Genomic DNA, 25,267 nt, shown 5'->3' with positions numbered 1-25,267 from the left:
CGCTCTTACCGGGCCGAAGCGAGTTGAGTGAAGGCGGTGCCGAGCCATTGCTGCACGCCATGCATGGTCGCAGCAGAGGTATCGAGGAACGGTTGCGGGTACACGCCGATGAAAATCAGCAGTACCGCCAGACCGAGCACCATGATCAGTTCACGAGCATCCATGCCGGCCAGTACCGCGTCCGATTTGGACGGGCCGAAGTAGGCGCGGTGAATCATGATCAGCGAGTAAACCGAACCAAACACCAGACCGGTTGTTGCAATGGCCGTGACCCAAGGGAAGCTGGCGAACGAGCCCATCAGAATCAGGAACTCACCCACGAAGTTACCGGTGCCTGGCAAGCCCAGCGACGCGGCAGCGAAGAACAGGCTGATGGCCGGCAGGTAAGCGATCTTCGACCACAAGCCACCCATTTCACGCATGTCACGGGTGTGCAGGCGCTCGTACAGCTGGCCGCTGAGGATAAACAGCGCCGCTGCCGAAACACCGTGCGCGAGCATCTGGATCACTGCACCTTGCAACGCCAGCAGGCTGCCGGAGTAGATGCCGATCAGAACGAAGCCCATGTGCGAAACGCTGGAGAACGCGATCAGACGCTTGATATCGGTTTGTGCGAAGGCCAGGAAAGCACCGTAGAAAATCCCGATCAGACCCAGGGTCATGGCAATCGGCGCAAACTCGGCCGAAGCATTCGGGAACAGCGGCAAGGCGAAACGCAGCAGACCATAAGCAGCGGTCTTGAGCAGGATACCGGCCAAGTCGACCGAACCTGCGGTAGGTGCCTGGGCGTGAGCGTCCGGCAACCAGGAGTGGAACGGTACAACCGGCAGTTTCACCGCAAACGCAATGAAGAAGCCAAGCATCAGGATGTACTCGGTGGTGAGCGACATCTTGGTTTTCAGCAGCTCGGCGTAGCTGAAGGTCAGCACACCGGTTTCATTGTAGTTGACCAGCACCAGGCCCAGGATCGCCACCAGCATGATCAGGCCGGAAGCCTGAGTGAAGATGAAAAACTTGGTCGCGGCGTAGATACGGGTTTTCTTGCCGTCGGACGAGCTGTGACCCCAGAGCGCGATGAGGAAGTACATCGGCACCAGCATCATTTCCCAGAAGAAGAAGAACATGAACAGGTCGATGGCGAGGAACACGCCAACTACGCCGCCCAGGATCCACATCAGGTTCAGGTGGAAGAAGCCCACGTGACGCTGAATTTCTTTCCAGGAACACAGTACCGACAACACGCCCAACAGGCCGGTCAGCAGGATCATCAGCAGCGACAGGCCGTCCAGCGCCAGGTGCACGCTGATGCCGAAGCGCTCGATCCAGGTGTGCTGGAACTCAAGCGCCCACGCCGGGGCAGCGCCCGGGTTCGGTGCCAGATGGTAGTCCCCGTGCGCCCACAGCCAAAGGCCGAGGGCAAGTTCGAGGGACATGGTCAGCAACGCAATCCAGCGTGGCAGGGTAGGGCCGAAGCGCTCACCCAGCCAGCACAGCAGGCCGCCGATAAAGGGGATCAGGATTAGCCAAGGCAGAATCATGACGGGCTCAATTCCTTTCGCAATGTCGAAGGTTCATATCAGACCGCTACCAGTACGATGGCGCCCATGACCAGTACAGCACCGGCGGCCATGGAAGCAGCGTACCAACGCAGTTGACCGGTTTCGCTGCGGCTCAGGGCGTTATGCCCGGCCTTGGCCATCTGCGGGATCAAACCAATGGTCTGGTCCAGCGGATCTTTGCGCAGCACGCGGCAGATCAACAGGTACGGTTTGACGAACAGTTTGTCGTACAGCCAGTCGAAGCCCCAGGCAGCGAACCACCAGGCCGAGAGGAAGCGACCGATGCCGCTATTGGCAACAGCGGTAACGAAACGACGTTTGCCCAGGTACAGCAGGGCAGCGAGCAGGATACCGGCCAGGGCAATGGCACCCGAGGCGATTTCCAGGCTGTGTTTGGCTTCGCCGCCAGCATGGCCAACGCTTTGTGGCAGTACGCCAGCCAACGGAGGCGTGATCAGGGCGCCGATGAAGGTCGACAGCACAATCAGGATGCTCAGTGGCAGCCAGTAGGTTACGCCGTGGCCTGCATGAGCTTCAGTCTTGGCTTCACCGTGGAAGGTGACGAAGATCAGACGGAAGGTGTACAGAGAGGTCATGAACGCACCCGCCAGACCGGCATACAGCAGACCGCTGTGACCGCTGGCGAAGGCTTCCCAAAGAATTTCGTCCTTGGAGTAGAAGCCTGCTGTCAGCAATGGCAAGGCCGACAAGGCCGCGCCGCCGACGATGAAGCTGGCGTAAGCCAGTGGCAGTTTTTTCCACAGGCCGCCCATCTTGAAGATGTTCTGCTCGTGGTGGCAGGCAACAATCACCGCACCCGATGCAAGGAACAGCAGGGCCTTGAAGAAGGCGTGGGTCATCAGGTGGAAAATCGCCCCGTCCCAGGCGCCAACGCCCAGCGCCAGGAACATGTAGCCGATCTGGCTCATGGTCGAGTAGGCGAGGATACGTTTGATGTCGGTTTGCACCAGCGCTGCGAAACCTGCGAGCACCAGTGTCACACCGCCGACGATGCCGACCAGGTGCAGCACTTCAGGGGCCAGGGTGAACAGACCGTGGGTCCGCGCGATCAGGTAAACACCGGCGGTCACCATGGTTGCGGCGTGGATCAGTGCCGAAACAGGTGTCGGGCCCGCCATCGCATCTGCCAACCAGGTTTGCAGGGGCAATTGCGCCGACTTACCGACCGCACCGCCCAGCAGCATCAGGGTCGCCAGAACGATCCAGAAGTCGCCGGCCTGGAATTTTTGCGGCGCCAGCACCAGCAGTTCCTGAATGTTCAGCGTGCCCAACTGTTGGAACAGGATGAACAGGCCGATGGCCAGGAACACGTCACCGATACGGGTCACGATAAAGGCTTTGAGTGCGGCGTTACCGTTGTTGCGGTTGCTGTAGTAGAAACCGATCAACAGGTAAGAGCACAGGCCCACGCCTTCCCAGCCGAAGTACACGAACAGCAGGTTATCGGCCAGGATCAGGAACAGCATGCTGGCGATAAACAGGTTGGTGTAGGAGAAGAAGCGCGAGTAGCCGTCTTCACCGCGCATGTACCAGGAGGCAAATACGTGGATCAGGAAGCCCACACCGACAACAACGCCGAGCATGGTCACTGCCAGGCCGTCGAGGTACAGGGTGAAGCTAGGCTTGAAGTCGCCTACCGACATCCACTGCCACAGCACTTGGCTGTAGTGGCCGCCTTCAGGTGGCGCAACGTTGAATTGCCAGATCACGTACGCGGCAACGATGGCTGACAGGCCAATGGAGCCGACGCCGATCAGTGCCGAGAGGTTTTCGCTGAAGCGTCCACGGGAGAACGACAGCAGCAAAAAGCCGATCAGGGGGAATACGAAAGTCAGAAAGAGAAGGTTCATCCGCGCATCTCACTGGCAGCATCGATATCAAGCGTGTGGAAGCGGCGATACAGTTGCAGCAAGATCGCCAGGCCAATACTGGCCTCGGCAGCTGCCAGGGTGATCACCAGGATGAACATCACTTGTCCATCCGGCTGCGCCCAACGTGCACCGGCCACAATGAACGCCAGTGCAGCGGCGTTCATCATGATTTCCAGACTCATCAATACGAAGAGAATGTTACGGCGAACCATCAGTCCAACCAGACCGAGGCAGAACAGTACGCCTGCTACCGCAAGCCCGTGTTCCAAAGGTATTCCAGGCATCTTATTGCTCCTTCGCCTCAGTGCGGCCCAAGTGGAACGCCGTCACCGCTGCAGCCAGCAGCAGCATCGAGGCGAGTTCGACCACCAGCAGATACGGGCCGAACAGGCTGATGCCCACGGCTTTTGCATCAATGGTGGTTTGACCGATAGCCGCGCCGCTCTGGTGAGCGAACAGCACATACAGCAGTTCAGCCAGCAGCAAGGCCGACAGAATGCTCGGGCCAACCCATATGCCGGGCTTGAGCCAGTGGCGTTCTTGCGTCACCGAGGCCGGGCCCTGGTTGAGCATCATCACCACGAACACAAACAGCACCATGATGGCACCGGCGTAGGCGATCACTTCGAGCACACCGGCAAACGGTGCGCCGAGGCTGAAAAAGGTCATCGCCACGGCAATCAGCGAAATAATCAGGTAGAGCAGGGCATGCACAGGGTTGGTGTTGGTGATCACGCGTAGCGTGGACACGACAGCGACACCCGATGCGAAATAGAAAGCGAATTCCATCGTTCTTCCTTAAGGCAGCAAGCTCTTCACGTTGATCGGCTCGGCTTCGTTCTGGGCAGCGCCTTTCGGCTTGCCTTCTACGGCCATACCCGCAACACGATAGAAGTTGTAATCAGGGTTCTTGCCCGGGCCGGAGATCAGCAGATCTTCCTTCTCGTAGACCAGATCCTGACGTTTGAACTCGGCCATTTCGAAATCCGGTGTCAGCTGGATCGCGGTGGTCGGGCAGGCTTCCTCACACAGACCGCAGAAAATGCAGCGTGAGAAGTTGATGCGGAAGAACTCGGGGTACCAACGGCCATCTTCGGTTTCGGCTTTTTGCAGCGAGATGCAGCCCACCGGGCACGCTACGGCGCACAGGTTACAGGCTACACAACGCTCTTCGCCGTCCGGGTCGCGGGTCAGGACGATTCGGCCACGGTAACGCGGTGGCAGATAGACCGGTTCTTCCGGGTATTGCAGCGTGTCACGCTTGCGGAAGGCATGGCCAAACACCATCACCAAGCTGCGAAGCTGGGTGTAGGTGCCATGCACGATGTCAAACAGGTACTTGAACATGGGTCTCTATCCTCACTGAACCGCGACTGCAGGCGTGTTCATCAACACGATTGCAGCGGTTACCAGCAAATTGATCAGGGTCAGCGGCAGGCAGAACTTCCAGCTGAAATCCATCACTTGGTCATACCGTGGACGCGGAATAGAAGCGCGCAGCAGGATGAAGATCATGATGAAAAACGCGGTCTTCAGGGCGAACCAGATAAACGGGATCTGCGGCAGGATGCCGAAAGGCCCGTGCCAGCCACCGAAGAACAAAGTCACCAGCAACGCCGAGATCAACACGATCCCGATGTACTCACCGACGAAGAACATGCCCCATTTCATGCCGGCATATTCAATGTGGTAACCATCGGCCAGTTCCTGTTCTGCTTCCGGCTGGTCGAAGGGGTGACGGTGAGTCACAGCGACGCCAGCGATGAAGAAGGTCAGGAAACCGAAGATCTGCGGAATGATGAACCACAGGTTCTGCGCTTGGTATTCAACGATGTCGCGCATGTTGAACGAGCCAACCTGCACCACGATGCCCATCAGCGACAGGCCCATGAACACTTCGTACGAAACAGTCTGAGCCGAAGCACGCAAGCTGCCGAGCAGGGCGAACTTGTTGTTACTGGACCAGCCAGCGAACAACACCGCGTACACCGACAGACCGGCCATGGCGAAGAAGAACAGGATACCGATGTTCAGATCCGCCACGCCCCAGGTCGGGGTGATCGGGATAATCGCAAAGGCGATGAGCAAAGCGCTCATGGCCACAACCGGTGCCAGGGTGAAGATCATCTTGTCGGCAAACGGAGGGGTCCAGTCTTCCTTGAAGAACATCTTGATCATGTCGGCGGCGATCTGAAACGCGCCGAACGGGCCTACGCGGTTCGGGCCGTAACGGTCTTGCCAGAGGGCGAGCAAACGACGCTCGACCCAGCTTAGCAGCGCGCCGCACACCACCACGGCGAGCAGGATCACGATGGCCTGCACCACCGTGATGATCACGTCGATCACTTCAGGCGTAAACCAGCTCATTGGGCTGCCTCCTGCAAACCGTCAACGGTAAGGCCAAAGATAGCGGGTGGAATACCTGGCAGACCGGCTGGCAATGCCACCAGACCTGCACCCAGCTCTTCGTTGATACGCAGCGGCAGACGCAGGGTCAGGCCCGCCACGTTCAAGCTCAGCAGCGCGCCGTCGTTGACACCCAGACGGTCGGCTTCGGACTTGGCCAGGGCCACGTAAGCGGCAGGGATACGCTCTTGTACCGGCGCGGCTTTCGAAGAGTTCTCTTCGCTGCCCAGCAGGTGATAGAACGGCACCACTTGCCAGGTGCCACGTGCCGGGTTGAACGCGCCCGGAATGTTGGCGGACCAGCTCAGTGCATCACCTTTGCTTTCGATCAGGCGGGTGCCCGGGTCGCCAGCGCGGATGTGACCACCGACTTCGTCCTGGAACTTGTTCCACGCTTGTGGCGAGTTCCAGCCCGGCGACCAGGCGAACGGCACTTGTTTACGCGGTTCTACCGAGCCCGAGTAACCTTCCATCGAGAACGCGAACGCGGTGTCCGGGTCTTGTGGAATACGTGGCTCGTGCACGCTGATGTTGGCGCGCATGGCCGTGCGGCCGCTGTAACGCAGCGGTTCACGAGCCAGTTTCAAACCTTTGATACGGAACGCAGCGGACGGCGCAGCATCAACGATCTGGGCCAGTTCTGGGGTGCTGGCGGCGGTGGCTTGAGTCACGTGGTCGAGCAGAGTCCAGTCAACCGGCTTGTTCAGCAGGGTGCTGCGCAGCGCGTGCAACCAGCGCCAGCCTTCGTGGATCAAAATGCTCGAATCCAGGTAGCGCGGTTCGTAGACCTGGAAGAAGCGCTGGGCGCGGCCTTCCTGGCTGACCAGGGTACCGTCGCCTTCGGCGAAGCTGGCGGCTGGCAGAACCAGGTCAGCGCGGTCTGTGGTCGCGGTCTTTTGATGATCGGCAACGATGACGACTTTGGCTGCGTCCAGTGCTGCATTGACCTTGATCGCGTCAACACGGGTGAACAGGTCGTTTTCCAGCACCACGATGGCATCGGCTTTGCCGTCGATAACGGCTTGCAGCGCCGCATCAACCGAATCACCGCCGAGCATGGCCAGGCCGAGGCTGTTGGCCTCTGGCACCACCAGGCTGATGGAGCCGGCTTTTTCACGCAGGTGCAGGGCCTTGGCGATGTTGCCTGCGGCTTCGATCAGGGCCTTGGAGCCCAGCGAAGTACCGGCCACGATCAGTGGGCGTTTGGCCGCGAGCAGGGCGTCAGCGATGCGCTGGGCCAGCTCAAGAGCTTCTGCGTCCAGGCCAGGTACGGCCGGAGCGCTGGCGTCAATGGCGTGAGCCACGGCAAAACCGATGCGCGCCAGGTCTTCCGGGGCGGCGTGTACACATTCTTCAGCCACGTCATCGAGCTTGGTTTCAGCCAGGCTGGCGATAAACAGCGGGTTCAGCGCGTGCTGGCCGATATTTTTCACCGCGGCGTCGAGCCAAGGCTGAACGCGCATGGCGTCGGCCATGTCTTCAGCTTTGCCCTTGACCGATTGACGCAGCGACAGCGCCATACGGGCGGCGGTCTGGGTCAGGTCTTCACCCAGCACGAACACGGCGTCGTGATCTTCGATCTCGCGCAGGTTAGGCACTGGCAGCGGGCTGTCTTTGAGTACTTGCAGCACCAGGCGGATGCGCTCCAGCTCAGCGGCTTCGATGCCGGAGTAGAAGTGCTCGGCGCCGACCAGTTCAAGCAACGCGTAGTTGCTTTCGAGGCTGGCACGTGGCGAACCGATGCCGACGATATTGCGACCGCGCAGCAGTTCGGCCGCTTTGTCCAGCGCCGCGTCCAGGCCCAGCTTGGTGCCGTCGGCCAGCAGCGGCTGACGTGGGCGGTCGGTGCGGTTGACGTAGCCATAGCCGAAACGGCCACGGTCACACAGGAAGTACTGGTTCACCGAACCGTTGAAACGGTTTTCGATGCGGCGCAGTTCGCCATAACGCTCGCCCGGGCTGATGTTGCAGCCGCTGGAGCAACCGTGGCAGATGCTTGGCGCGAACTGCATGTCCCACTTACGGTTGTAGCGCTCGGAGTGAGTCTTGTCGGTGAACACACCGGTCGGGCAGACCTCGGTGAGGTTGCCGGAGAACTCGCTTTCGAGCACGCCGTCTTCAACGCGACCGAAGTACACGTTGTCGTGAGCGCCGAACACACCCAGGTCGGTGCCGCCTGCGTAGTCTTTGTAGTAGCGCACGCAGCGATAGCAGGCGATGCAGCGGTTCATCTCGTGAGCGATGAACGGGCCGAGTTCCTGGTTCTGGTGGGTACGCTTGGTGAAGCGATAACGGCGCTCGTTGTGGCCGGTCATCACCGTCATGTCTTGCAGGTGGCAGTGACCGCCTTCTTCGCACACAGGGCAGTCGTGCGGGTGGTTGGTCATCAGCCATTCGACGACGCTGGCGCGAAACACTTTCGCTTCTTCGTCTTCGATGGAAATCCAGCTTCCGTCAGTGGCCGGGGTCATGCAGGACATGACGATACGACCACGGGTGTCGTTCTCGTCGGTGTACTGCTTGACTGCGCACTGGCGGCAGGCGCCGACGCTGCCCAGGGCAGGGTGCCAGCAGAAATACGGAATATCGAGTCCTAGCGACAAACAGGCCTGTAACAGGTTGTCTGCCCCATCGACTTCGAGCTCTTTGCCGTCTACGTGGATAGTGGCCATGGTTCAAAGTTCTTCGTTGGCCCGGTGTCAGCGGGCGTGGCTAATGGAATCTTGTTATGCGTTCGAATCAACACAGCCTTTACGGCGTCATCGAACGATCGAAGGGTGGCACGGACCACCCTCAGTCAAAGCGTTACGCGCCGATTACAATCGGGCGAGCCAGCGGTACGGCGCCAGGTTTTGCTTGCGCAATACCGGCTTCGAACTCTGGACGGAAGTACTTGATCGCGCTGCCCAATGGCTCCACGGCGCCCGGTGCGTGAGCACAGAAGGTCTTGCCTGGGCCGAGGAAACCGACCAGACCCAGCAGGGTCTCGATATCGCCGGGCTGACCTTCGCCTTTCTCGAGTGCCATCAAGAGCTTGACGCTCCATGGCAAACCATCACGGCAAGGGGTGCAGAAACCGCACGATTCACGGGCAAAGAACTGTTCCATGTTGCGCAGCAGGGAGACCATGTTGACGCTGTCGTCCACCGCCATCGCCAGGCCCGTACCCATACGGGTACCGACTTTGCCGATGCCGCCGGCGTACATTTGTGCGTCCAGGTGCTCTGGCAGCAGGAAGCCGGTACCGGCGCCGCCTGGCTGCCAGCACTTGAGCTTGAAGCCGTCGCGCATGCCACCGGCGTAGTCTTCGAACAGCTCGCGTGCGGTGACGCCGAACGGCAGTTCCCACAGGCCAGGGTTCTTCACTTTGCCGGAGAAGCCCATCAGCTTGGTGCCGTGGTCTTCGCTGCCTTCGCGGGCGAGGGATTTGTACCAGTCAACGCCGTTGCCAATGATGGCCGGTACGTTGCACAGGGTTTCTACGTTGTTCACGCAAGTCGGCTTGCCCCACACGCCCACAGCGGCCGGGAAGGGCGGCTTGGAGCGCGGGTTGGCGCGACGGCCTTCGAGGGAGTTGATCAGTGCGGTTTCTTCGCCGCAGATGTAACGCCCGGCACCGGTGTGCACGAACAGTTCGAAGTCAAAGCCCGAACCGAGGATGTTCTTGCCCAGCAGGCCGGCTGCCTTGGCTTCTTCGACCGCACGACGCAGGTGCACGGCGGCGGTGGTGTATTCACCGCGCAGGAAGATGTAGCCACGGTAGGTTTTGAGCGCGCGGGCACTGATCAGCATGCCTTCGATCAGCAGATGGGGCAGTTGCTCCATCAGCATGCGGTCTTTCCAGGTGTTGGGTTCCATTTCATCGGCGTTACACAGCAGGTAACGGATGTTCATGGATTCGTCTTTAGGCATCAGCCCCCACTTCACACCCGTGGGGAAGCCCGCACCACCACGACCCTTGAGGCCCGCGTCTTTCACGGTCTGGACGATATCGTCCTGCGCCATGTCCGCGAACGCTTTGCGCGCCGCCGCGTAGCCGTCTTTGGCCTGGTACTCGTCGAGCCATACGGGCTCGCCGTCGTCACGCAGGCGCCAGGTCAGCGGGTGGGTTTCTGCCGAGCGCGCAATGCGGTTGGCAGGGCCGAAAGAAGTCAGGGTCATGGGTAGCCCTCCAACAACGTAGCGACGCCAGCAGGCTGCACGTCACCGAATGTGTCGTCGTCGATCATCAACGCCGGCGCCTTGTCGCAGTTGCCCAGGCAGCACACCGGCAGCAGCGTGAAGCGGCCGTCCGGGGTGGTCTGGCCCAGGCCGATGCCCAGCTTGCTCTGAATTTCGCCGACCACGGACTCGTGGCCACCGATGTAGCACACCATGCTGTCGCACACGCGAATGATGTGGCGGCCGACCGGCTGACGGAAGATCTGGCTGTAGAACGTGGCCACGCCTTCAACGTCACTGGCCGGGATGCCCAGCAGTTCGCCGATGGCGTATACCGCGCCATCCGGCACCCAGCCGCGTTCCTTCTGAACGATCTTCAGGGCTTCGATCGACGCTGCGCGCGGATCTTCGTAGTGATGCATCTCGTGCTCGATGGCCGAGCGCTCGGTTTCGCTCAGGGCGAAACGGTCTGTCTGGATAAGCGTGCTGTTCATGCTTAGCGGTCCACGTCGGCCATAACGAAATCGATACTCCCCAGGTACGCAATCAAGTCTGCGACCATTTCGCCTTTGATCACCGAAGGGATCTGCTGCAAATGGGCGAAGCTTGGGGTGCGAATCCGGGTGCGGTAGCTCATGGTGCCGCCATCGCTCGTCAGGTAGTAACTGTTGATGCCCTTGGTCGCTTCGATCATCTGGAAGGATTCGTTGGCCGGCATGACCGGGCCCCACGAAACTTGCAGGAAGTGCGTGATCAAGGTCTCGATGTGCTGCAGCGTGCGCTCTTTAGGCGGCGGCGTGGTCAGCGGGTGATCCGCCTTGTACGGGCCGGCCGGCATGTTGCGCATGCACTGCTCGATGATTTTCAGGCTCTGACGCATTTCTTCGACGCGCACGATGCAGCGGTCGTAGGCATCGCCATTGGCTGCCAGCGGGACTTCGAATTCGAAGTTTTCGTAACCGGAGTACGGACGCGCTTTACGTACGTCGAAGTCGCAGCCGGTGGAACGCAGGCCAGCACCGGTGACGCCCCATTCCAGGGCCTCTTTGGTGTTGTACTGGGCGACGCCGATGGTTCGGCCACGCAGAATGCTGTTGTCCAGCGCGGCTTTTTGGTATTCGTCCAGACGCTTTGGCATCCACTCGACGAATTCCTTGACCAGACGCTCCCAGCCATTTGGCAGGTCGTGGGCAACGCCACCGATGCGATACCAGGCCGGGTGCAGACGGAAACCGGTGATGGCTTCGATCACTTTGTAAGCGCGCTGACGGTCGGTGAAGGTGAAGAACACCGGGGTCATGGCGCCCACGTCCTGGATGTAGGTACCCAGGAACAGCAGGTGGCTGGTGATACGGAAGAACTCCGCCATCATGATGCGGATGGTGTCGACCCGGTCCGGCACCTTGATCCCGGCGAGCTTCTCTACCGAGAGCACGTACGGCAGGTTGTTCATCACGCCGCCGAGGTAGTCGATACGGTCGGTGTACGGGATGAAACTGTGCCAGGACTGGCGCTCGGCCATCTTCTCGGCACCACGGTGGTGGTAGCCGATGTCTGGCACGCAGTCGACGATCTCTTCGCCGTCCAGTTGCAGGATGATACGGAAGGCACCGTGAGCCGAAGGGTGGTTCGGGCCCAGGTTGAGGAACATGTAGTCCTCGTTTTCGCCGGAACGCTTCATGCCCCAGTCTTCAGGACGGAAGCGCGCAGCTTCTTCTTCCAGTTGCACTTTGGCCAGGGTCAGGCTGTACGGATCGAACTCGGTCGCACGCGCCGGGAAGTCCTTGCGCAGCGGGTGACCTTCCCAGGTCGGCGGCATCATGATGCGCGACAGGTGCGGGTGACCTTTAAAGTCGATACCGAACATGTCCCAGACTTCACGCTCATACCAGTTGGCGTTTGGCCAGATACCGGTGATGGTCGGCAGGCTGAGGTCGCTCTCGGACAAGGCAACCTTGATCATTACGTCACTATTACGCTCAAGCGACATCAGGTGGTAGAAGACCGTGAAGTCTGCACCCGATGGCAAGCCCTGACGCTTGGTGCGCAGACGTTCGTCCACACCGTGCAAGTCATAGAGCATGACGTAAGGTTTTGGCAGGTTGCGCAGGAAGGTCAGTACTTCAACCAGTTTTGCGCGGGTAACCCAAAGCACCGGCATGCCGGTGCGTGTGGCCTGTGCGGTGAACGCTTCAGGGCCAAAACGGGTATTGAGTTCGACAACCACATCCTGGTCGTCAGCCTTGTAAGGCGGGATGTACAGAGCGGAGCCTGTAGTCATGGTTTTTTTATCGCTTTCGTTCAACGTAAAGAATGAAGCCAGTGTTTCGTTCTATTTATAGAAGCGGCGCTGGATCAGACTTCGTCGGGGCTGCGCAGGTTAGTGACCTGAATACGCTGTTCGCGGCGCTGTTCCTTTTGGGACGGCATCTCGGCGCGGTACACGCCTTGTTCACCGACAACCCAGGAAAGTGGGCGACGCTCCTGGCCAATCGACTCTTGCAAGAGCATCAAGCCTTGCAGGAAAGCCTCTGGGCGGGGTGGGCAGCCTGGCACGTAAACGTCCACGGGCAGGAACTTGTCGACCCCTTGAACCACGGAGTAGATGTCGTACATGCCACCGGAGTTGGCGCAAGAACCCATGGAGATAACCCACTTAGGCTCAAGCATTTGCTCATAGAGACGCTGAATGATCGGCGCCATCTTGATGAAGCAGGTACCGGCAATAACCATGAAATCCGCCTGACGCGGCGATGCCCGGATCACTTCGGCGCCAAAGCGCGCGATGTCGTGGGGCGCCGTGAAGGCGGTGGTCATTTCCACGTAGCAGCACGACAAGCCGAAGTTGTACGGCCACAAGGAGTTTTTACGCCCCCAGTTGACCGTGCCGTTCAGCACGTCTTCCAGCTTGCCCATGAAAATGTTTTTGTGGACTTGATCTTCTAACGGATCGGCAACGGTTTCCCGATTGCCGATCGGGTATTGCTCGTTAGGAGCATCCGGGTCGATCCTGGTGAGTTCGTATTGCATTGCCAAAGCCTCATTGTTTCAGCTTGGCCTGCCGCTTACGACGAGCTTCCGGTGCCCAATCAAGAGCACCCACCCGAAATAGGTAGACAAGGCCTGCCAACAGAATTGCTATGAAAACGAGAGCTTCGACGAATCCGGTCCAGCCGCTTTCGCGAACAGACACAGACCATGCAAAGAGAAAGAGGGCTTCGATATCGAAGATCACGAACAGCATCGCGACCAGATAGAATTTTGCAGAGAGCCGCAAGCGGGCGCCACCGGTAGGCAGCATGCCGGACTCGAACGGTTCGTTTTTGCTGCGGCCCCAGGCTTTTGACCCAAGGAGGCTGGAGACGCCGAGCATGAAGGCACAGAGGCCGACAACGCCGAGAAGGAAAATGGCAAAGCCCCAGTTGTGGGCTATGAGTCCTGTCGCTTCGGGCATGCTGGAAATCCTTAACAGAGAGCAAAGGTCTCTGAGCTTAAAAAGGTAATAAAGCAGTGACGATATGTCGCAGCGCTATTGATTGCCGGGATTTTATGGCTAAACACCCAGCAAGTAAATTTTCTAAGATGAATTAATTCAATCCTTTAGTGGTATAGCACTCCTCAAAGTCTGCGCAGGCCTTGTGTTCCGTGGATTGCAGCGTGTTTCAAGGATTATGTTTTACGGCGCAGGTAATCAACAAAAGCAACTCTAAATGATAATTAATATCGTTTAAGGGCTGCGATGTTGTGACGCAGTACGGTTAACCCGTTGAACTTGGCTTATATAGACGCACTTGGCAAGTTTTGAACTTGGCTTTGTAACCTGTTTCACGTTTCAGTTTATGGATCTGGGTCAGGGTTTTCGTGAATGCTCACCCCGCTGTAGGAGCGAGCTTGCCTCGCGATCTTTTAAAAGATCAAAAGATCGCGAGACAAGCTCGCTCCTACAGGGTTGTTCGGGCACACAAAAAAACGCCCCGAACCAGTCGGGGCGCCAATCACTGAGGAGCAGCTATCAGTGGAACTGTTCTTCTTCGGTCGAGCCGGTCAGGGCGGTTACCGATGAAGAGCCACCTTGAATAACGGTGGTCATGTCGTCGAAGTAGCCGGTGCCCACTTCTTGTTGGTGCGCCACGAAGGTGTAGCCTTTTTCTGCGTCAGCGAATTCCTGCTCTTGCAGTTTCACGTAGGCGGTCATGTCGTTGCGGGCGTAGTCGTGCGCCAGGTTGAACATGCTGTGCCACATGTTGTGAATGCCGGCCAGGGTGATGAACTGGTGCTTGTAGCCCATGGCTGACAATTCGCGCTGGAACTTGGCGATGGTCGCGTCGTCCAGGTTTTTCTTCCAGTTGAAGGAAGGCGAGCAGTTGTACGACAGCAGTTGGTCCGGGTATTCCTTTTTGATCGCTTCGGCAAAGCGGCGTGCTTCGTCCAGGTCCGGTTTGGCGGTTTCACACCAGATCAGATCGGCGTAAGGGGCGTAGGCCAGGCCGCGGGCAATGGCTTGGTCCAGGCCTGCACGTACTTTGTAGAAACCTTCTTTGGTGCGCTCGCCAGATACGAACGGCTGGTCGTACGGGTCGCAGTCAGAAGTCAGCAGGTCTGCGGCGTTAGCGTCGGTACGGGCCAGGATGATGGTCGGTACGCCAGCCACGTCAGCAGCCAGACGCGCTGCAGTCAGCTTTTGTACGGCTTCCTGGGTAGGTACCAGTACTTTGCCGCCCATGTGGCCGCATTTTTTCACCGATGCCAGTTGGTCTTCGAAGTGCACGCCGGCGGCGCCTGCTTCGATCATGTTCTTCATCAGTTCGTAAGCGTTCAGTACGCCGCCGAAACCGGCTTCAGCGTCTGCCACGATAGGAGCGAAGTAGTCGATGTAGCCTGCGTCGCCCGGGTTTTTGCCGGCTTTCCACTGGATCTGGTCGGCACGACGGAACGAGTTGTTGATGCGCTTGACCACGGTTGGAACCGAGTCCACCGGGTACAGCGACTGATCGGGGTACATGGATTCAGCAGAGTTGTTGTCTGCTGCCACTTGCCAACCCGACAGGTAGATAGCCTGGATGCCGGCTTTAACCTGTTGAACTGCCTGGCCCCCGGTCAGGGCGCCCATGCAGTTGACGAAATCTTTCTCAGGACGGAAGGACGGGTGTGCGCCCTGTGTCACCAGTTTCCACAGCTTGTCAGCGCCCAATTTTGCAAAGGTGTGCTCGGGTTGAACCGAACCACGCAGGCGGACCACGTCAGCAGCGGAATAATCGCGTTTCACGCCTTTCCAGCGTGGGTTTTCGGCCCAGTCTTTTTCAAGGGCTGCAATTTGCTGTTCGCGTGTCAGTGCCATGGAGATAAACCTCGTCGCATAGGTCTGGGTTGAAAAATTTGCTCCGCCAGCACACAGCAATTGTGTTTGTGTAAGTGCGTGAATGGCTGCTCGCCAAGAGTCATCCAGGGCCCTTTTCCGGGGCTCTGATTGGCGGGAGCGGGGCCATCATGCCTTTGCATTTTTGTGTCGTCAAACACTTTGTAGTGCTTTTTTCACGGCACTACATATTTAGTCTAATACGACCCGTCAGTCAGTTTTGGGTCCTCTGGTCGAGAGTGTTGACTTTGACCCGTACCGTCATGTCGTTGCGCCCTTGAGTAGAGTACGTAAGGGTTGTAGCGTTATTTTGAGTCTGGCTCTGGTTGCTGCTGCCTGCCACGGTGATCCACTGGCCGAGGGGTCCGCTGATCTGTGTGTTGGCATTTTGCATGTTCACTACATCGGGACGCTCCTGGCTCATGCTGTCCAGATGCGTGCTGATCGCGAGGTGTACCGTTTCACCTGTGACGGTGGCAGTGACGAAAAAACCCTGGGTGACATCGCGGTATTCGGTCTGTGTGAGCAGTCGGCCATAGGCGTCTGTCTGGGTGCTGGTGAGGGGCACGCTCTGGCCGATCTGGATTTGCGCGGGCACACCTTCAGTGGCCTCGATTTGCTGAATGCCACCTTCACGGCTGGCGGTGCTGATCACGCGGGTGTCTGAATTGGATTCGGGCAGGCTGTTGTCGCGGGTGTCGACCGTAATCAGCAAGCGCTTGGCGGGGGTGTCGAGTTGCGCCAGCAGGTTTTCCAGATTTTGAATTTTTGAGGGGGCTGCTTCGACAATCAGTTGGTTGCCGTAGGCGCTGACTTTGCCGTTTTTACCGATAAAGTTCTGCGCAATCGGCAGTAGATCGGCGCTGGTGCGGTTTTGTAAGGTGATGACTTTGGTATCGGCCAGTGCGCTAATGCTGAAGGCCATGAGCAGGCTGGCGATGAAGGCGCGTAGGGACATGTCCGTTATCTCCGCAATACGTGAAAAGTATCCCCGGAGTGTGGCAGATAGCAAAACGCCCTGCGATCCGAAGATGGCAGGGCGTTTTGTTGTCACGCATGTGGGAGCGGGCTTGCTCGCGATGCAGACGACTCATTCTTTCTGCAAAGCAGCGTTATCCGTATCGCGAGCAAGCCCGCTCCCACAAAGGTGGGCTTAGTAGTTAGCTACCGCGTTCCATATCAACGTGCGGAATGCCTGCTTCAAGGAATTCCTCGCTGACGATTCTGAAACCCAGGCGCTCATAGAACGACGTCGCGTGCACTTGCGCGCTGAGCTGCTGCTTTTTAAGGCCGCGTTTTTCAGCTTCGCTGATCGCGGCCTGCATCAAGGCGTCGCCCACTTTGAGGCCGCGCCAGTCTTTGAGTACAGACACTCGTCCAATGTGGCCGTCCGGCAGCAGCCGGGCAGTACCAATCGGGAAATCGCCCTCATAAGCCAGAAAATGCACGGCATCTGCGTCGTCTGCGTCCCATTCCAGTTCGGGCGGGACTTGTTGTTCGGCAATAAACACCGTCTCACGAATGCGTCGAATATCGGAGTTGTCCTTTTTCCAGTCGGCGACACTTACGTGAGTCTTATTCATCAGCAAACCCCAAGCTTCCTTGTTTAACCAGCTCGAAGAGCAGGTTGCTTGCGTCTTCATCGGCCAGCCATGGGCCGAGGTTATCACTGTGCAGGGCGTCGGCCGCGCAAATCATTTTCAGCAACTCGCGCAGTTTACCCGGCAACAGACGGCTTTGGCCGCTGGCGAACAACAGCAGGTCTTCGTCCACTTCGGACCAGGCCAGGCGGGCGCTCGGGTTACGGATCAGAATAGCGCCCTGTTCCAGGCTGTCGATCAGCTCTGGCTCTTCGAGTTCCGGGCCGACCACGAGTTCCGGGTAGCGTGGCTCGGTCATGAACTGGCCGAACCAGGTCAGCAGCATGCGCTCGTCGCTCATGTGCTCGGTCAGCAGGTTTTTAAGGCGGCCCAGAGCGTCGTGCTGAATCTGGTGTGGATCGCTTACAGGCTGCGCGTCGGCGTCGGTGTAGCGGTCTTCGTCCGGCAGATACTGGCTCAGGAAGTCCGTGAAGTGGGTCAGTACTTCGGCTGCGCTTGGGGCACGGAAACCGACCGAGTAGGTCAGGCAGTCATCCACGGCAACGCCGCAATGTGCCAAGCGTGGCGGCAGGTAGAGCATGTCGCCGGGTTCCAGGGTCCACTCATCGGTGGCCTCGAACTCAGCCAGAATTCGCAGGTCGGCATGTTCCAGCAGCTTGCTGTCGGCGTCGCACATCTGGCCGATCTGCCAGTGGCGCTTGCCGTGGCCTTGCAGCAGGAATACGTCGTAGTTATCGAAGTGCGGACCGACGCTGCCGCCCGGGGCTGCATAGCTGATCATCACGTCGTCGATGCGCCAGCTTGGCAGGAAGCGGAAGTTTTCCAGCAATTCACCGACTTCCGGGACGAACTGGTCAACGGCTTGAACCAGCAAGGTCCACTCGCGCTCTGGCAGTTTGCCGAATTCGTCTTCTGCGAACGGGCCGCGGCGCAGTTCCCATGGGCGCTCGCCGTGCTCGATGATCAGGCGCGATTCGACTTCTTCTTCCAGCGCCAGACCGGCCAGTTCGTCGGCATCGATCGGGCTTTCGAAGTCAGGAATTGCCTGGCGGATCAGCAGTGGTTTTTTCTGCCAGTAGTCGCGCATGAACTCGCGCGCCGTGATGCCGCCCAGAAGTTGAAGAGGAGTATCAGGATTCATGTGTAACCTATTGAAAAAATGCGCTTTGTAATCAGGAATAAAAACGCCCGGCACGGCCGGGCGTTAATAGGTCGTTGCAGCGATCAGATACGCTTGGCTTGCTCGACCGCGTTGCCAATGTAGTTGGCAGGCGTCAGCAGCTTCAGCTCGGCCTTGGCCGCTTCCGGCATTTCAAGGCCGTCGATGAACGTTTGCAGTGCTTCAGGGCTGATGCCCTTGCCGCGCGTCAGCTCTTTGAGCTTTTCGTACGGGTTTTCAATGTTGTAGCGACGCATCACAGTCTGGATTGGCTCGGCCAATACTTCCCAGCACGCGTCCAGGTCAGCAGCGATTTTTTGAGCGTTCAGCTCAAGCTTGCTGATGCCTTTGAGGCTGGCTTCGTATGCGATCACGCTGTGGGCGAAGCCGACACCGAGGTTACGTAGTACGGTGGAGTCGGTCAGGTCGCGCTGCCAGCGGGAGATTGGCAGTTTGCTGGCCAGGTGCTGGAACAAGGCGTTGGCGATACCCAGGTTGCCTTCGGAGTTTTCGAAGTCGATCGGGTTGACCTTGTGCGGCATGGTCGACGAACCGATTTCGCCTGCGATGGTGCGCTGCTTGAAGTAGCCCAGGGAGATGTAGCCCCAGATATCGCGGTCGAAGTCGATCAGGATGGTGTTGAAGCGGGCAATGGCGTCAAACAGCTCGGCAATGTAGTCGTGCGGTTCGATTTGCGTGGTGTACGGGTTGAAGCTCAGGCCCAACTCGTCTTCGATGAAGGCGCGGGCGTTGGCTTCCCAGTCGATCTGCGGGTAGGCCGACAGGTGGGCGTTGTAGTTGCCGACAGCGCCGTTGATTTTGCCCAGCAGCGGTACTGCAGCGACTTGAGCGATTTGACGCTCCAGACGGTACACCACGTTGGCCAGCTCTTTGCCCAGAGTGGTAGGCGAAGCCGGTTGGCCGTGGGTGCGCGACAGCATTGGCACGTCAGCGAAACGGATGGCCAGTTCGCGGATGGCTTGAGCGGTCTGGCGCATCAGCGGCAGCATCACGTCATCACGGCCTTCGCGCAGCATCAGGGCGTGGGACAGGTTATTGATGTCCTCGCTGGTGCAGGCAAAGTGGATGAACTCACTGACGTTGGCCAGCTCAGGCAGCTTGGCGGCCTGTTCCTTGAGCAGGTACTCAATGGCTTTAACGTCGTGGTTGGTGGTGCGCTCGATCTCTTTGACGCGCTCGGCGTGCTCCAGAGAGAAGTTTTCGGCCAGTTCGTTCAGAACGGCGTTGGCTTCGGCGGAGAAGGCCGGAACTTCAGGGATGGCAGCGTGAGCGGCCAGGCGCTGGAGCCAGCGAACTTCAACCAGAACGCGGGCACGGATCAGGCCGTACTCGCTGAAAATTGGGCGCAGGGCCTGGGTTTTGCCGGCGTAGCGGCCGTCAACAGGGGAAACCGCAGTGAGCGAAGAGAGCTGCATGGGGTGTTCTCGGACAGTCGGGCAACGAAATGGGGCGCGTATCATACATGAAAAAAACAGCCGGTCCGCTGCCAACTGACCGGCGTCTTACGCGTAACGAGGTTGCAACGTGTTCGTACTGGCGTGTTTCAGTTGCCACGCAGCATCGGATAAAGCTCTTTGAGCAGCTTGCGGCGGCTGAAAACCAGCTGCCAGCGATGACCGCCCAATTGGCGCCACAGCCGCGCGGAACGAATACCGGCCAGCAATAGCGCGCGAATTTTTGCCGCATTGTTCGGTTGTTGCAGGTTGCGCATGTCGCCATGTACCTGGATGCGCTGACGCAGGGTGCTCAGGGTGTCCTGATACAGCCCGCCGCAGGCCGCCACCACGTTTTCGTGGGCGGGGCCGAAATGCTCAACCTGGGACTGGATTTGCGGCAGGCGCTTGCCAATCAGCTCAAGCATGTCGTCGCGCTTGGCCAGTTGACGCTCAAGCCCGAGCATCGACAGGGCGTAGCGCAGCGGCTCGCGCTGCAGGGTGCTCGGGTCGCGCTCAAGGGCGCCAATCAGTGCCCGATAGCCTTCGCGCAGGTTGCTGTCGTCACCGCCATAGACCTCAAGGGTGTCCTTGGGGTCGCGTACCAGCAGGCTGCCCAGCATGCAGGCCAGGTCGGCTTCGCTGATCTGGCCGGTCTTGGCGATCTTGTCGACCAGCACCGCGGCAAAAAACACGCCGCCCAAGGCTACCAGTTGCTCCTGAATCGGGTTCATGCGCGGTGGCCCTTGCTGGTCCACGGCTCGGCCACTTCGATCACGCCGCCGCCCAGGCACACTTCACCGTCGTAAAACACCACGGACTGGCCGGGGGTGACCGCGCGTTGCGGGTCGTCGAAGGTGGCGCGATAGCCGGTAGCGGTTTTTTCAAGGGTGCACGGCTGGTCGCTCTGGCGATAGCGGACCTTGGCGGTCAGGCGCAGCGGGCTGCTCAGGTCGATCGGGTTGACCCAATAGATCTCTGAGGCGAGCAGGGCGCGGGAGAACAGCCACGGGTGGTCATTGCCCTGGCCAACGATCAGCTCGTTGTGCTCAAGGTCTTTGATCAGCACGTACCACGGCTCGTCACTGGCGTCTTTGAGGCCGCCGATGCCCAGGCCCTGGCGTTGGCCGATGGTGTGGTACATCAGGCCGTGGTGGCGGCCGATGACTTCACCTTCGGTGGTTTTGATTTCACCCGGCTGCGCGGGCAGGTACTGCTTGAGGAAGTCGCTGAAGCGGCGCTCGCCAATAAAGCAGATACCGGTGGAGTCTTTCTTTTTGGCGGTGGCCAGGCCGTGTTTCTCGGCAATGCGGCGCACTTCCGGTTTTTCCAGTTCGCCTACCGGGAACAAGGTCTTGGCAATCTGCTCACCACCGACGGCGTGCAGGAAATAGCTCTGGTCCTTGTTCGGGTCGAGGCCCTTGAGCAGCTCTGTGCGGCCGTCAATGTCACGACGGCGCACGTAGTGGCCGGTAGCGATCAGATCTGCGCCGAGCATCAGGGCGTAGTCGAGGAACGCCTTGAACTTGATTTCGCGGTTGCACAGGATGTCCGGGTTAGGCGTGCGCCCGGCCTTGTATTCGGCCAGGAAGTGCTCAAACACGTTGTCCCAGTATTCGGCGGCAAAGTTGGCAGTGTGCAACTTGATGCCAATTTTGTCGCACACGGCCTGGGCGTCTGCCAGGTCATCCATGGCGGTGCAGTAATCCGTTCCGTCGTCTTCCTCCCAGTTCTTCATGAACAGGCCTTCCACCTGATAGCCCTGCTCCATGAGCAGAACGGCGGAAACGGAAGAGTCTACACCGCCGGACATGCCGACGATGACGCGCTGTTGTTCGGGGGCGACTAAGGCTGGATCACGCATAGGGTTTCAATGAGTGCCTTGAAAAAGGACGCGATTCTATCAGGCCCGAGCGCTCAAGGCTAAACCGAAGGGCGGATTAACGTGAGGTCGAACAATTGGCCGCTCAGATAATCGTCGATGCACTGCAAGCTCAGCTCGCTGCGCCAGCGCTGGCGTTGCGCTATCAGCTCGTCGCGGGTCAGCCATTGCGGGCCGATGATGCCGGTGTCCAGGGTGTATTCGAGGTGATGTTTGACGACTTTGCCGGCAAAGCATACGCGCTGATACGTCACGCCGTTGCTTGGGGCGGTGTACAAGTAAATGCCGATGACCCCGGTCAGTTCGACGTCGTAACCGGTTTCTTCGAGGGTTTCGCGGATCGCTGCTTCAATCAGGGTTTCGTTCGGGTCCAGGTGCCCGGCGGGCTGGTTAAGCACGGCGCGCTCTCCGCTGTATTCCTCAACCATCAAAAAACGGCCATTGTCTTCAACGACCGTCGCGACGGTGATGTGGGGTTTCCATTCCATGTGAGGGTCTCGGTTTATTGGTGGATGCATATCCCCTGTGGGAGCGGGCTTGCTCGCGATGCAGGCGCTTCAGTCTGTGCTTTTTACGCGCTGATGCTATCGCGAGCAAGCCCGCTCCCACAGGGTTTGTATGGCCCGTAAAAACACAAACCCCGGCGTCGTGGGCCGGGGTCTGTGCTGTTGCCTGTTGCTCTTACACCAGAGAAGCGATGATCTCGTTCAGCGTGGCGCTAGGGCGCATTACGGTGCTCACCTTATCGGCGTCGGCGTGGTAGTAACCACCGATGTCGACAGGCTTGCCCTGCACGGCGTTGAGTTCGGCAACAATTTTTGCCTCATTCTCGGCCATGGCTTTTGCCACAGGGGCAAATTGGGCTTGCAGCTCTTTGTCTTCAGTCTGAGCGGCCAGGGCTTGTGCCCAGTACAGCGCCAGGTAGAAGTGGCTACCGCGGTTGTCGATGTTGCCGACTTTGCGCGATGGCGATTTGTTGTTGTCCAGGAACTGACCGGTAGCCTGGTCCAGGGTTTTGGCCAGCACCAACGCTTTTGCGTTGTTGTAGGTGGTGCCCAGGTGCTCCAGGGAAGCAGCCAGTGCAAGGAACTCACCCAGCGAGTCCCAACGCAGGAAGTTTTCTTCCAGCAGTTGTTGCACGTGCTTGGGTGCCGAGCCACCTGCGCCAGTTTCGAACAGGCCGCCGCCATTCATCAGCGGGACGATCGAGAGCATTTTGGCGCTGGTGCCCAGTTCCATGATCGGGAACAGGTCAGTCAGGTAGTCGCGCAGTACGTTGCCGGTTACCGAGATGGTGTCCAGGCCGGCGCGGGTGCGTTCCAGGGTGAACTTCATGGCGTCTACAGGCGACATGATGCGAATGTCCAGACCGCTGGTGTCGTGATCTTTCAGGTAGGTTTCAACCTTCTTGATCATTTCTGCGTCGTGAGCACGCTTAGGGTCCAGCCAGAATACAGCCGGGGTGTTGCTGGCGCGGGAGCGGTTAACGGCCAGTTTGACCCAGTCGCGGATCGGCGCGTCTTTGGCCTGGCACATGCGCCAGATGTCGCCTTCCTCAACCTTTTGTTCCATCAGCACGTTGCCGTTGCTGTCGGTTACCCGAACAACGCCAGGGGTTTTGATCTGGAAGGTTTTGTCGTGCGAGCCGTACTCTTCGGCTTTTTGCGCCATCAGGCCAACGTTTGGCACGCTGCCCATGGTGGTCGGATCGAAAGCACCGTGCTTTTTGCAGTCTTCGATCGTGGCCTGGTAGATAGTTGCGTAGCAACGATCCGGGATGATGGCCTTGGTGTCTTGCAGTTGGCCTTCGGTGTTCCACATTTTGCCGGAATCACGAATCATCGCTGGCATCGAGGCGTCAACAATCACGTCGCTTGGTACGTGCAGGTTGGTGATGCCTTTGTCAGAGTTGACCATCGCCAGAGCAGGGCGGTTGGCGTAGACAGCCTGGATGTCAGCTTCGATTTCAGCTTGCTTCTCGGCTGGCAGTGCCTTGATACGGGCGTACAGGTCGCCGATACCGTTGTTCAGGTTGAAACCGATTTCTTTCAGGACGTCGGCGTGTTTGGCCAGCGCGTCCTTGTAGAACTCAGCCACGATCTGACCAAACATGATCGGGTCGGAAACCTTCATCATGGTGGCTTTCAAGTGAACCGAGAACAGCACGCCTTGTTTCTTGGCGTCTTCGATTTCGGCCGCTACGAACTTGCGCAGGGCATTTTTGCTCATGACGGAGCAATCGATGATCTCGCCGGCTTGTACGGCGGTTTTTTCCTTCAGGACGGTAGTGGTGCCGTCTTGAGCGATCAGTTCGATTTTAACGCTGTCCGGGGCTTCGATCAGGGCCGCTTTTTCGCTGCCGTAGAAGTCGCCTTCGCTCATGTGAGCCACGTGGGACTTGGAGTCTGCAGCCCAGGCGCCCATTTTGTGCGGGTGCTTGCGAGCGTAGTTTTTAACCGACAGTGGTGCGCGGCGGTCCGAGTTGCCTTCGCGCAGTACCGGGTTTACGGCGCTGCCCATGACTTTGCTGTAACGCGCCTTGATGTCTTTCTCGGCGTCAGTCGTCGCGGTGTCCGGGTAGTCAGGGATGTTGAAGCCCTGTGCTTGCAGTTCCTTGATGGCAGCTTGCAGCTGAGGAACCGAGGCGCTGATGTTAGGCAGCTTTATGATGTTGGCTTCAGGGGTAACAGCCAGGGCGCCCAGTTCGGCGAGGTGGTCTGCTACGGCCTTGTCACCCAATTGCTCGGGGAAGCTGGCGAGGATGCGGCCTGCCAAAGAGATGTCGCGCGTCTCAACGGCAATATCAGCGCTGGCGGTGAAAGCCTCGATGATAGGCAGCAGTGAATAGGTGGCGAGCGCCGGAGCTTCGTCGGTGAAGGTGTAGATGATCTTCGAACGGTTGGGCATTTCGGATTAACTCTCTTCTTTGCTGAGCGTGCTCAGATACTCGAGATGCGCAGGGTAGGCGCTTTCGTACACAGTGAACAATGAGCCGAAAGTCGAGGTTCTTCGCTGTGATGTGAATGCATCAGTAGAGCGTCAAGCGGTCGAGCCGGGGTAACGGCTCAGCCTTTCTAGGCCTGAAAGACTCATTCCAGTAGGTGTTGCTGAGTGACTCCGTGGTCACCGGCGCAGTATACATAGGTCACTAAGGTTGCTGCGAGGGGGGTGGCCTAACACAAATCATCAATTGGTCTAAGAACCTGCGGCAAAATGCCCTTGGTTTTGACTTGATACCCCCGTGTTTACGGGGTTTTTCTGGGGGTTTGAAGGTGGGGTGTGCACGTGCATGGCGGCAAGTGCAATAAAAAACGGCCGATTCGTGTGTGAGAATCGACCGTTCTTCATGACGGGCTGTGCTCGCGGGCTCAGACCGACAGGCGGGTGGCCCCTGATGCAGTCACGGGTTGCGGCGTCAGCACCTTGGCGTCGGTGATTGCCACAGCGTGCAGGCCTTTGGGCCCTTGAATGATTTCAAAGCTGACAGGCTGGCCTGCTTTCAGCGTTTTGTAGCCGTCCATCTGAATGGCGGAAAAATGGGCGAAGAAGTCGATTGGATGTCCATGCTCGTCGATGCCTTCCTTGGCTTCCGTATTGATAAAGCCGAAGCCTTTGGCGTTGTTAAACCACTTGACCTTGCCTTGCATACTCATCTCCCTCTGCTGCAAACAACTCCATCACTGGAGTATCATCCAGTTCACTCGCGCAGAAACCACGAAATATGGTTGACTGCACGGACCTTTATTACCCACTGTGGGTTCTATTGGTTGTAACACCGTTTTACCGATAGTCAAGGT

Annotated in this window: 22 protein-coding genes; all 22 read right to left on the bottom strand. The window is 58.6% G+C overall.

The window, feature by feature from the left end:
- Positions 1–5 precede the first annotated feature (5 nt).
- Positions 6–1,538, bottom strand: a complete 1,533-nt coding sequence (gene nuoM, locus GHO41_RS07870; RefSeq protein WP_048387732.1) for an NADH-quinone oxidoreductase subunit M — start codon at positions 1,536–1,538, stop codon at positions 6–8.
- A 38-nt stretch (positions 1,539–1,576) separates the two neighbouring features.
- Positions 1,577–3,430: an NADH-quinone oxidoreductase subunit L gene (nuoL, locus tag GHO41_RS07865; protein WP_048368556.1), complete on the bottom strand. Its 1,854-nt coding sequence runs from the start codon at positions 3,428–3,430 to the stop codon at positions 1,577–1,579.
- Positions 3,427–3,735 (bottom strand): NADH-quinone oxidoreductase subunit NuoK, encoded by a 309-nt coding sequence (gene nuoK, locus GHO41_RS07860; RefSeq protein WP_003446970.1) that lies wholly within the window; start codon positions 3,733–3,735, stop codon positions 3,427–3,429. Before nuoK ends, nuoL begins: the two co-directional genes overlap by 4 nt.
- A gap of 1 nt (position 3,736) precedes the next feature.
- Positions 3,737–4,240 carry an NADH-quinone oxidoreductase subunit J gene (nuoJ, locus tag GHO41_RS07855; protein WP_048368555.1) on the bottom strand — a complete coding sequence of 168 codons (504 nt, stop codon included), beginning with the start codon at positions 4,238–4,240 and terminating at the stop codon, positions 3,737–3,739.
- A 9-nt stretch (positions 4,241–4,249) separates the two neighbouring features.
- Entirely contained in the window at positions 4,250–4,798 is a 549-nt protein-coding gene (gene nuoI, locus GHO41_RS07850) for an NADH-quinone oxidoreductase subunit NuoI (protein WP_016780194.1), read from the bottom strand.
- Positions 4,799–4,810: 12 nt separating this feature from the next.
- Positions 4,811–5,818: an NADH-quinone oxidoreductase subunit NuoH gene (nuoH, locus tag GHO41_RS07845; RefSeq protein ID WP_048368554.1), complete on the bottom strand. Its 1,008-nt coding sequence runs from the start codon at positions 5,816–5,818 to the stop codon at positions 4,811–4,813.
- The gene (nuoG, locus tag GHO41_RS07840) at positions 5,815–8,529 is read right to left on the bottom strand and encodes an NADH-quinone oxidoreductase subunit NuoG (RefSeq protein WP_048368553.1); all 2,715 of its coding nucleotides are present in this window, start codon (positions 8,527–8,529) and stop codon (positions 5,815–5,817) included. Before nuoG ends, nuoH begins: the two co-directional genes overlap by 4 nt.
- A gap of 133 nt (positions 8,530–8,662) precedes the next feature.
- Complete coding sequence (nuoF, locus tag GHO41_RS07835) at positions 8,663–10,018, bottom strand: NADH-quinone oxidoreductase subunit NuoF (protein ID WP_048387736.1); 1,356 nt, start codon at positions 10,016–10,018, stop codon at positions 8,663–8,665.
- A complete protein-coding gene (nuoE, locus tag GHO41_RS07830) occupies positions 10,015–10,512 on the bottom strand; it encodes an NADH-quinone oxidoreductase subunit NuoE (RefSeq protein ID WP_048368551.1) in 498 nt (165 codons plus the stop codon). Before nuoE ends, nuoF begins: the two co-directional genes overlap by 4 nt.
- 2 nt (positions 10,513–10,514) lie before the next feature.
- Positions 10,515–12,299 (bottom strand): NADH-quinone oxidoreductase subunit C/D, encoded by a 1,785-nt coding sequence (gene nuoC / locus GHO41_RS07825; protein ID WP_048368795.1) that lies wholly within the window; start codon positions 12,297–12,299, stop codon positions 10,515–10,517.
- A 74-nt stretch (positions 12,300–12,373) separates the two neighbouring features.
- The gene (locus GHO41_RS07820; protein WP_048368550.1) at positions 12,374–13,048 is read right to left on the bottom strand and encodes an NADH-quinone oxidoreductase subunit B family protein; all 675 of its coding nucleotides are present in this window, start codon (positions 13,046–13,048) and stop codon (positions 12,374–12,376) included.
- 10 nt (positions 13,049–13,058) lie between these two features.
- The gene (locus tag GHO41_RS07815) at positions 13,059–13,472 is read right to left on the bottom strand and encodes an NADH-quinone oxidoreductase subunit A (protein WP_003446990.1); all 414 of its coding nucleotides are present in this window, start codon (positions 13,470–13,472) and stop codon (positions 13,059–13,061) included.
- A gap of 558 nt (positions 13,473–14,030) precedes the next feature.
- Positions 14,031–15,356: an isocitrate lyase gene (aceA, locus tag GHO41_RS07810; RefSeq protein ID WP_048387738.1), complete on the bottom strand. Its 1,326-nt coding sequence runs from the start codon at positions 15,354–15,356 to the stop codon at positions 14,031–14,033.
- A gap of 232 nt (positions 15,357–15,588) precedes the next feature.
- Positions 15,589–16,332, bottom strand: coding sequence for a secretin N-terminal domain-containing protein (locus GHO41_RS07805; protein WP_153433332.1), 744 nt, complete (start codon positions 16,330–16,332; stop codon positions 15,589–15,591).
- Between the two features lie 202 nt (positions 16,333–16,534).
- On the bottom strand, positions 16,535–16,957 hold the full coding sequence (locus GHO41_RS07800; RefSeq protein WP_153433331.1) for a GNAT family N-acetyltransferase: 423 nt from the start codon (positions 16,955–16,957) through the stop codon (positions 16,535–16,537).
- Entirely contained in the window at positions 16,950–18,116 is a 1,167-nt protein-coding gene (locus GHO41_RS07795; protein WP_048368546.1) for a cupin domain-containing protein, read from the bottom strand. The genes GHO41_RS07800 and GHO41_RS07795 overlap by 8 nt, the downstream gene beginning before the upstream one ends.
- A gap of 83 nt (positions 18,117–18,199) precedes the next feature.
- On the bottom strand, positions 18,200–19,570 hold the full coding sequence (gene purB / locus GHO41_RS07790; RefSeq protein WP_153433330.1) for an adenylosuccinate lyase: 1,371 nt from the start codon (positions 19,568–19,570) through the stop codon (positions 18,200–18,202).
- Between the two features lie 128 nt (positions 19,571–19,698).
- Complete coding sequence (gene hflD, locus GHO41_RS07785) at positions 19,699–20,322, bottom strand: high frequency lysogenization protein HflD (protein ID WP_153433329.1); 624 nt, start codon at positions 20,320–20,322, stop codon at positions 19,699–19,701.
- Positions 20,319–21,452 carry a tRNA 2-thiouridine(34) synthase MnmA gene (gene mnmA / locus GHO41_RS07780; protein ID WP_048368543.1) on the bottom strand — a complete coding sequence of 378 codons (1,134 nt, stop codon included), beginning with the start codon at positions 21,450–21,452 and terminating at the stop codon, positions 20,319–20,321. The genes hflD and mnmA overlap by 4 nt, the downstream gene beginning before the upstream one ends.
- Before the next feature lie 59 nt (positions 21,453–21,511).
- On the bottom strand, positions 21,512–21,958 hold the full coding sequence (locus GHO41_RS07775; RefSeq protein WP_153433328.1) for an NUDIX hydrolase: 447 nt from the start codon (positions 21,956–21,958) through the stop codon (positions 21,512–21,514).
- A 193-nt stretch (positions 21,959–22,151) separates the two neighbouring features.
- Complete coding sequence (locus GHO41_RS07770; protein WP_153433327.1) at positions 22,152–24,377, bottom strand: NADP-dependent isocitrate dehydrogenase; 2,226 nt, start codon at positions 24,375–24,377, stop codon at positions 22,152–22,154.
- Between the two features lie 461 nt (positions 24,378–24,838).
- The gene (locus GHO41_RS07765; protein WP_048368540.1) at positions 24,839–25,117 is read right to left on the bottom strand and encodes a cold shock domain-containing protein; all 279 of its coding nucleotides are present in this window, start codon (positions 25,115–25,117) and stop codon (positions 24,839–24,841) included.
- Between the last annotated feature and the right edge of the window lie 150 nt (positions 25,118–25,267).

The organism is Pseudomonas sp. FSL R10-0399 (assembly GCF_009600165.1).
GTDB lineage: Bacteria > Pseudomonadota > Gammaproteobacteria > Pseudomonadales > Pseudomonadaceae > Aquipseudomonas > Aquipseudomonas helleri.
This window is presented reverse-complemented; position numbering and strand designations above follow the sequence as displayed.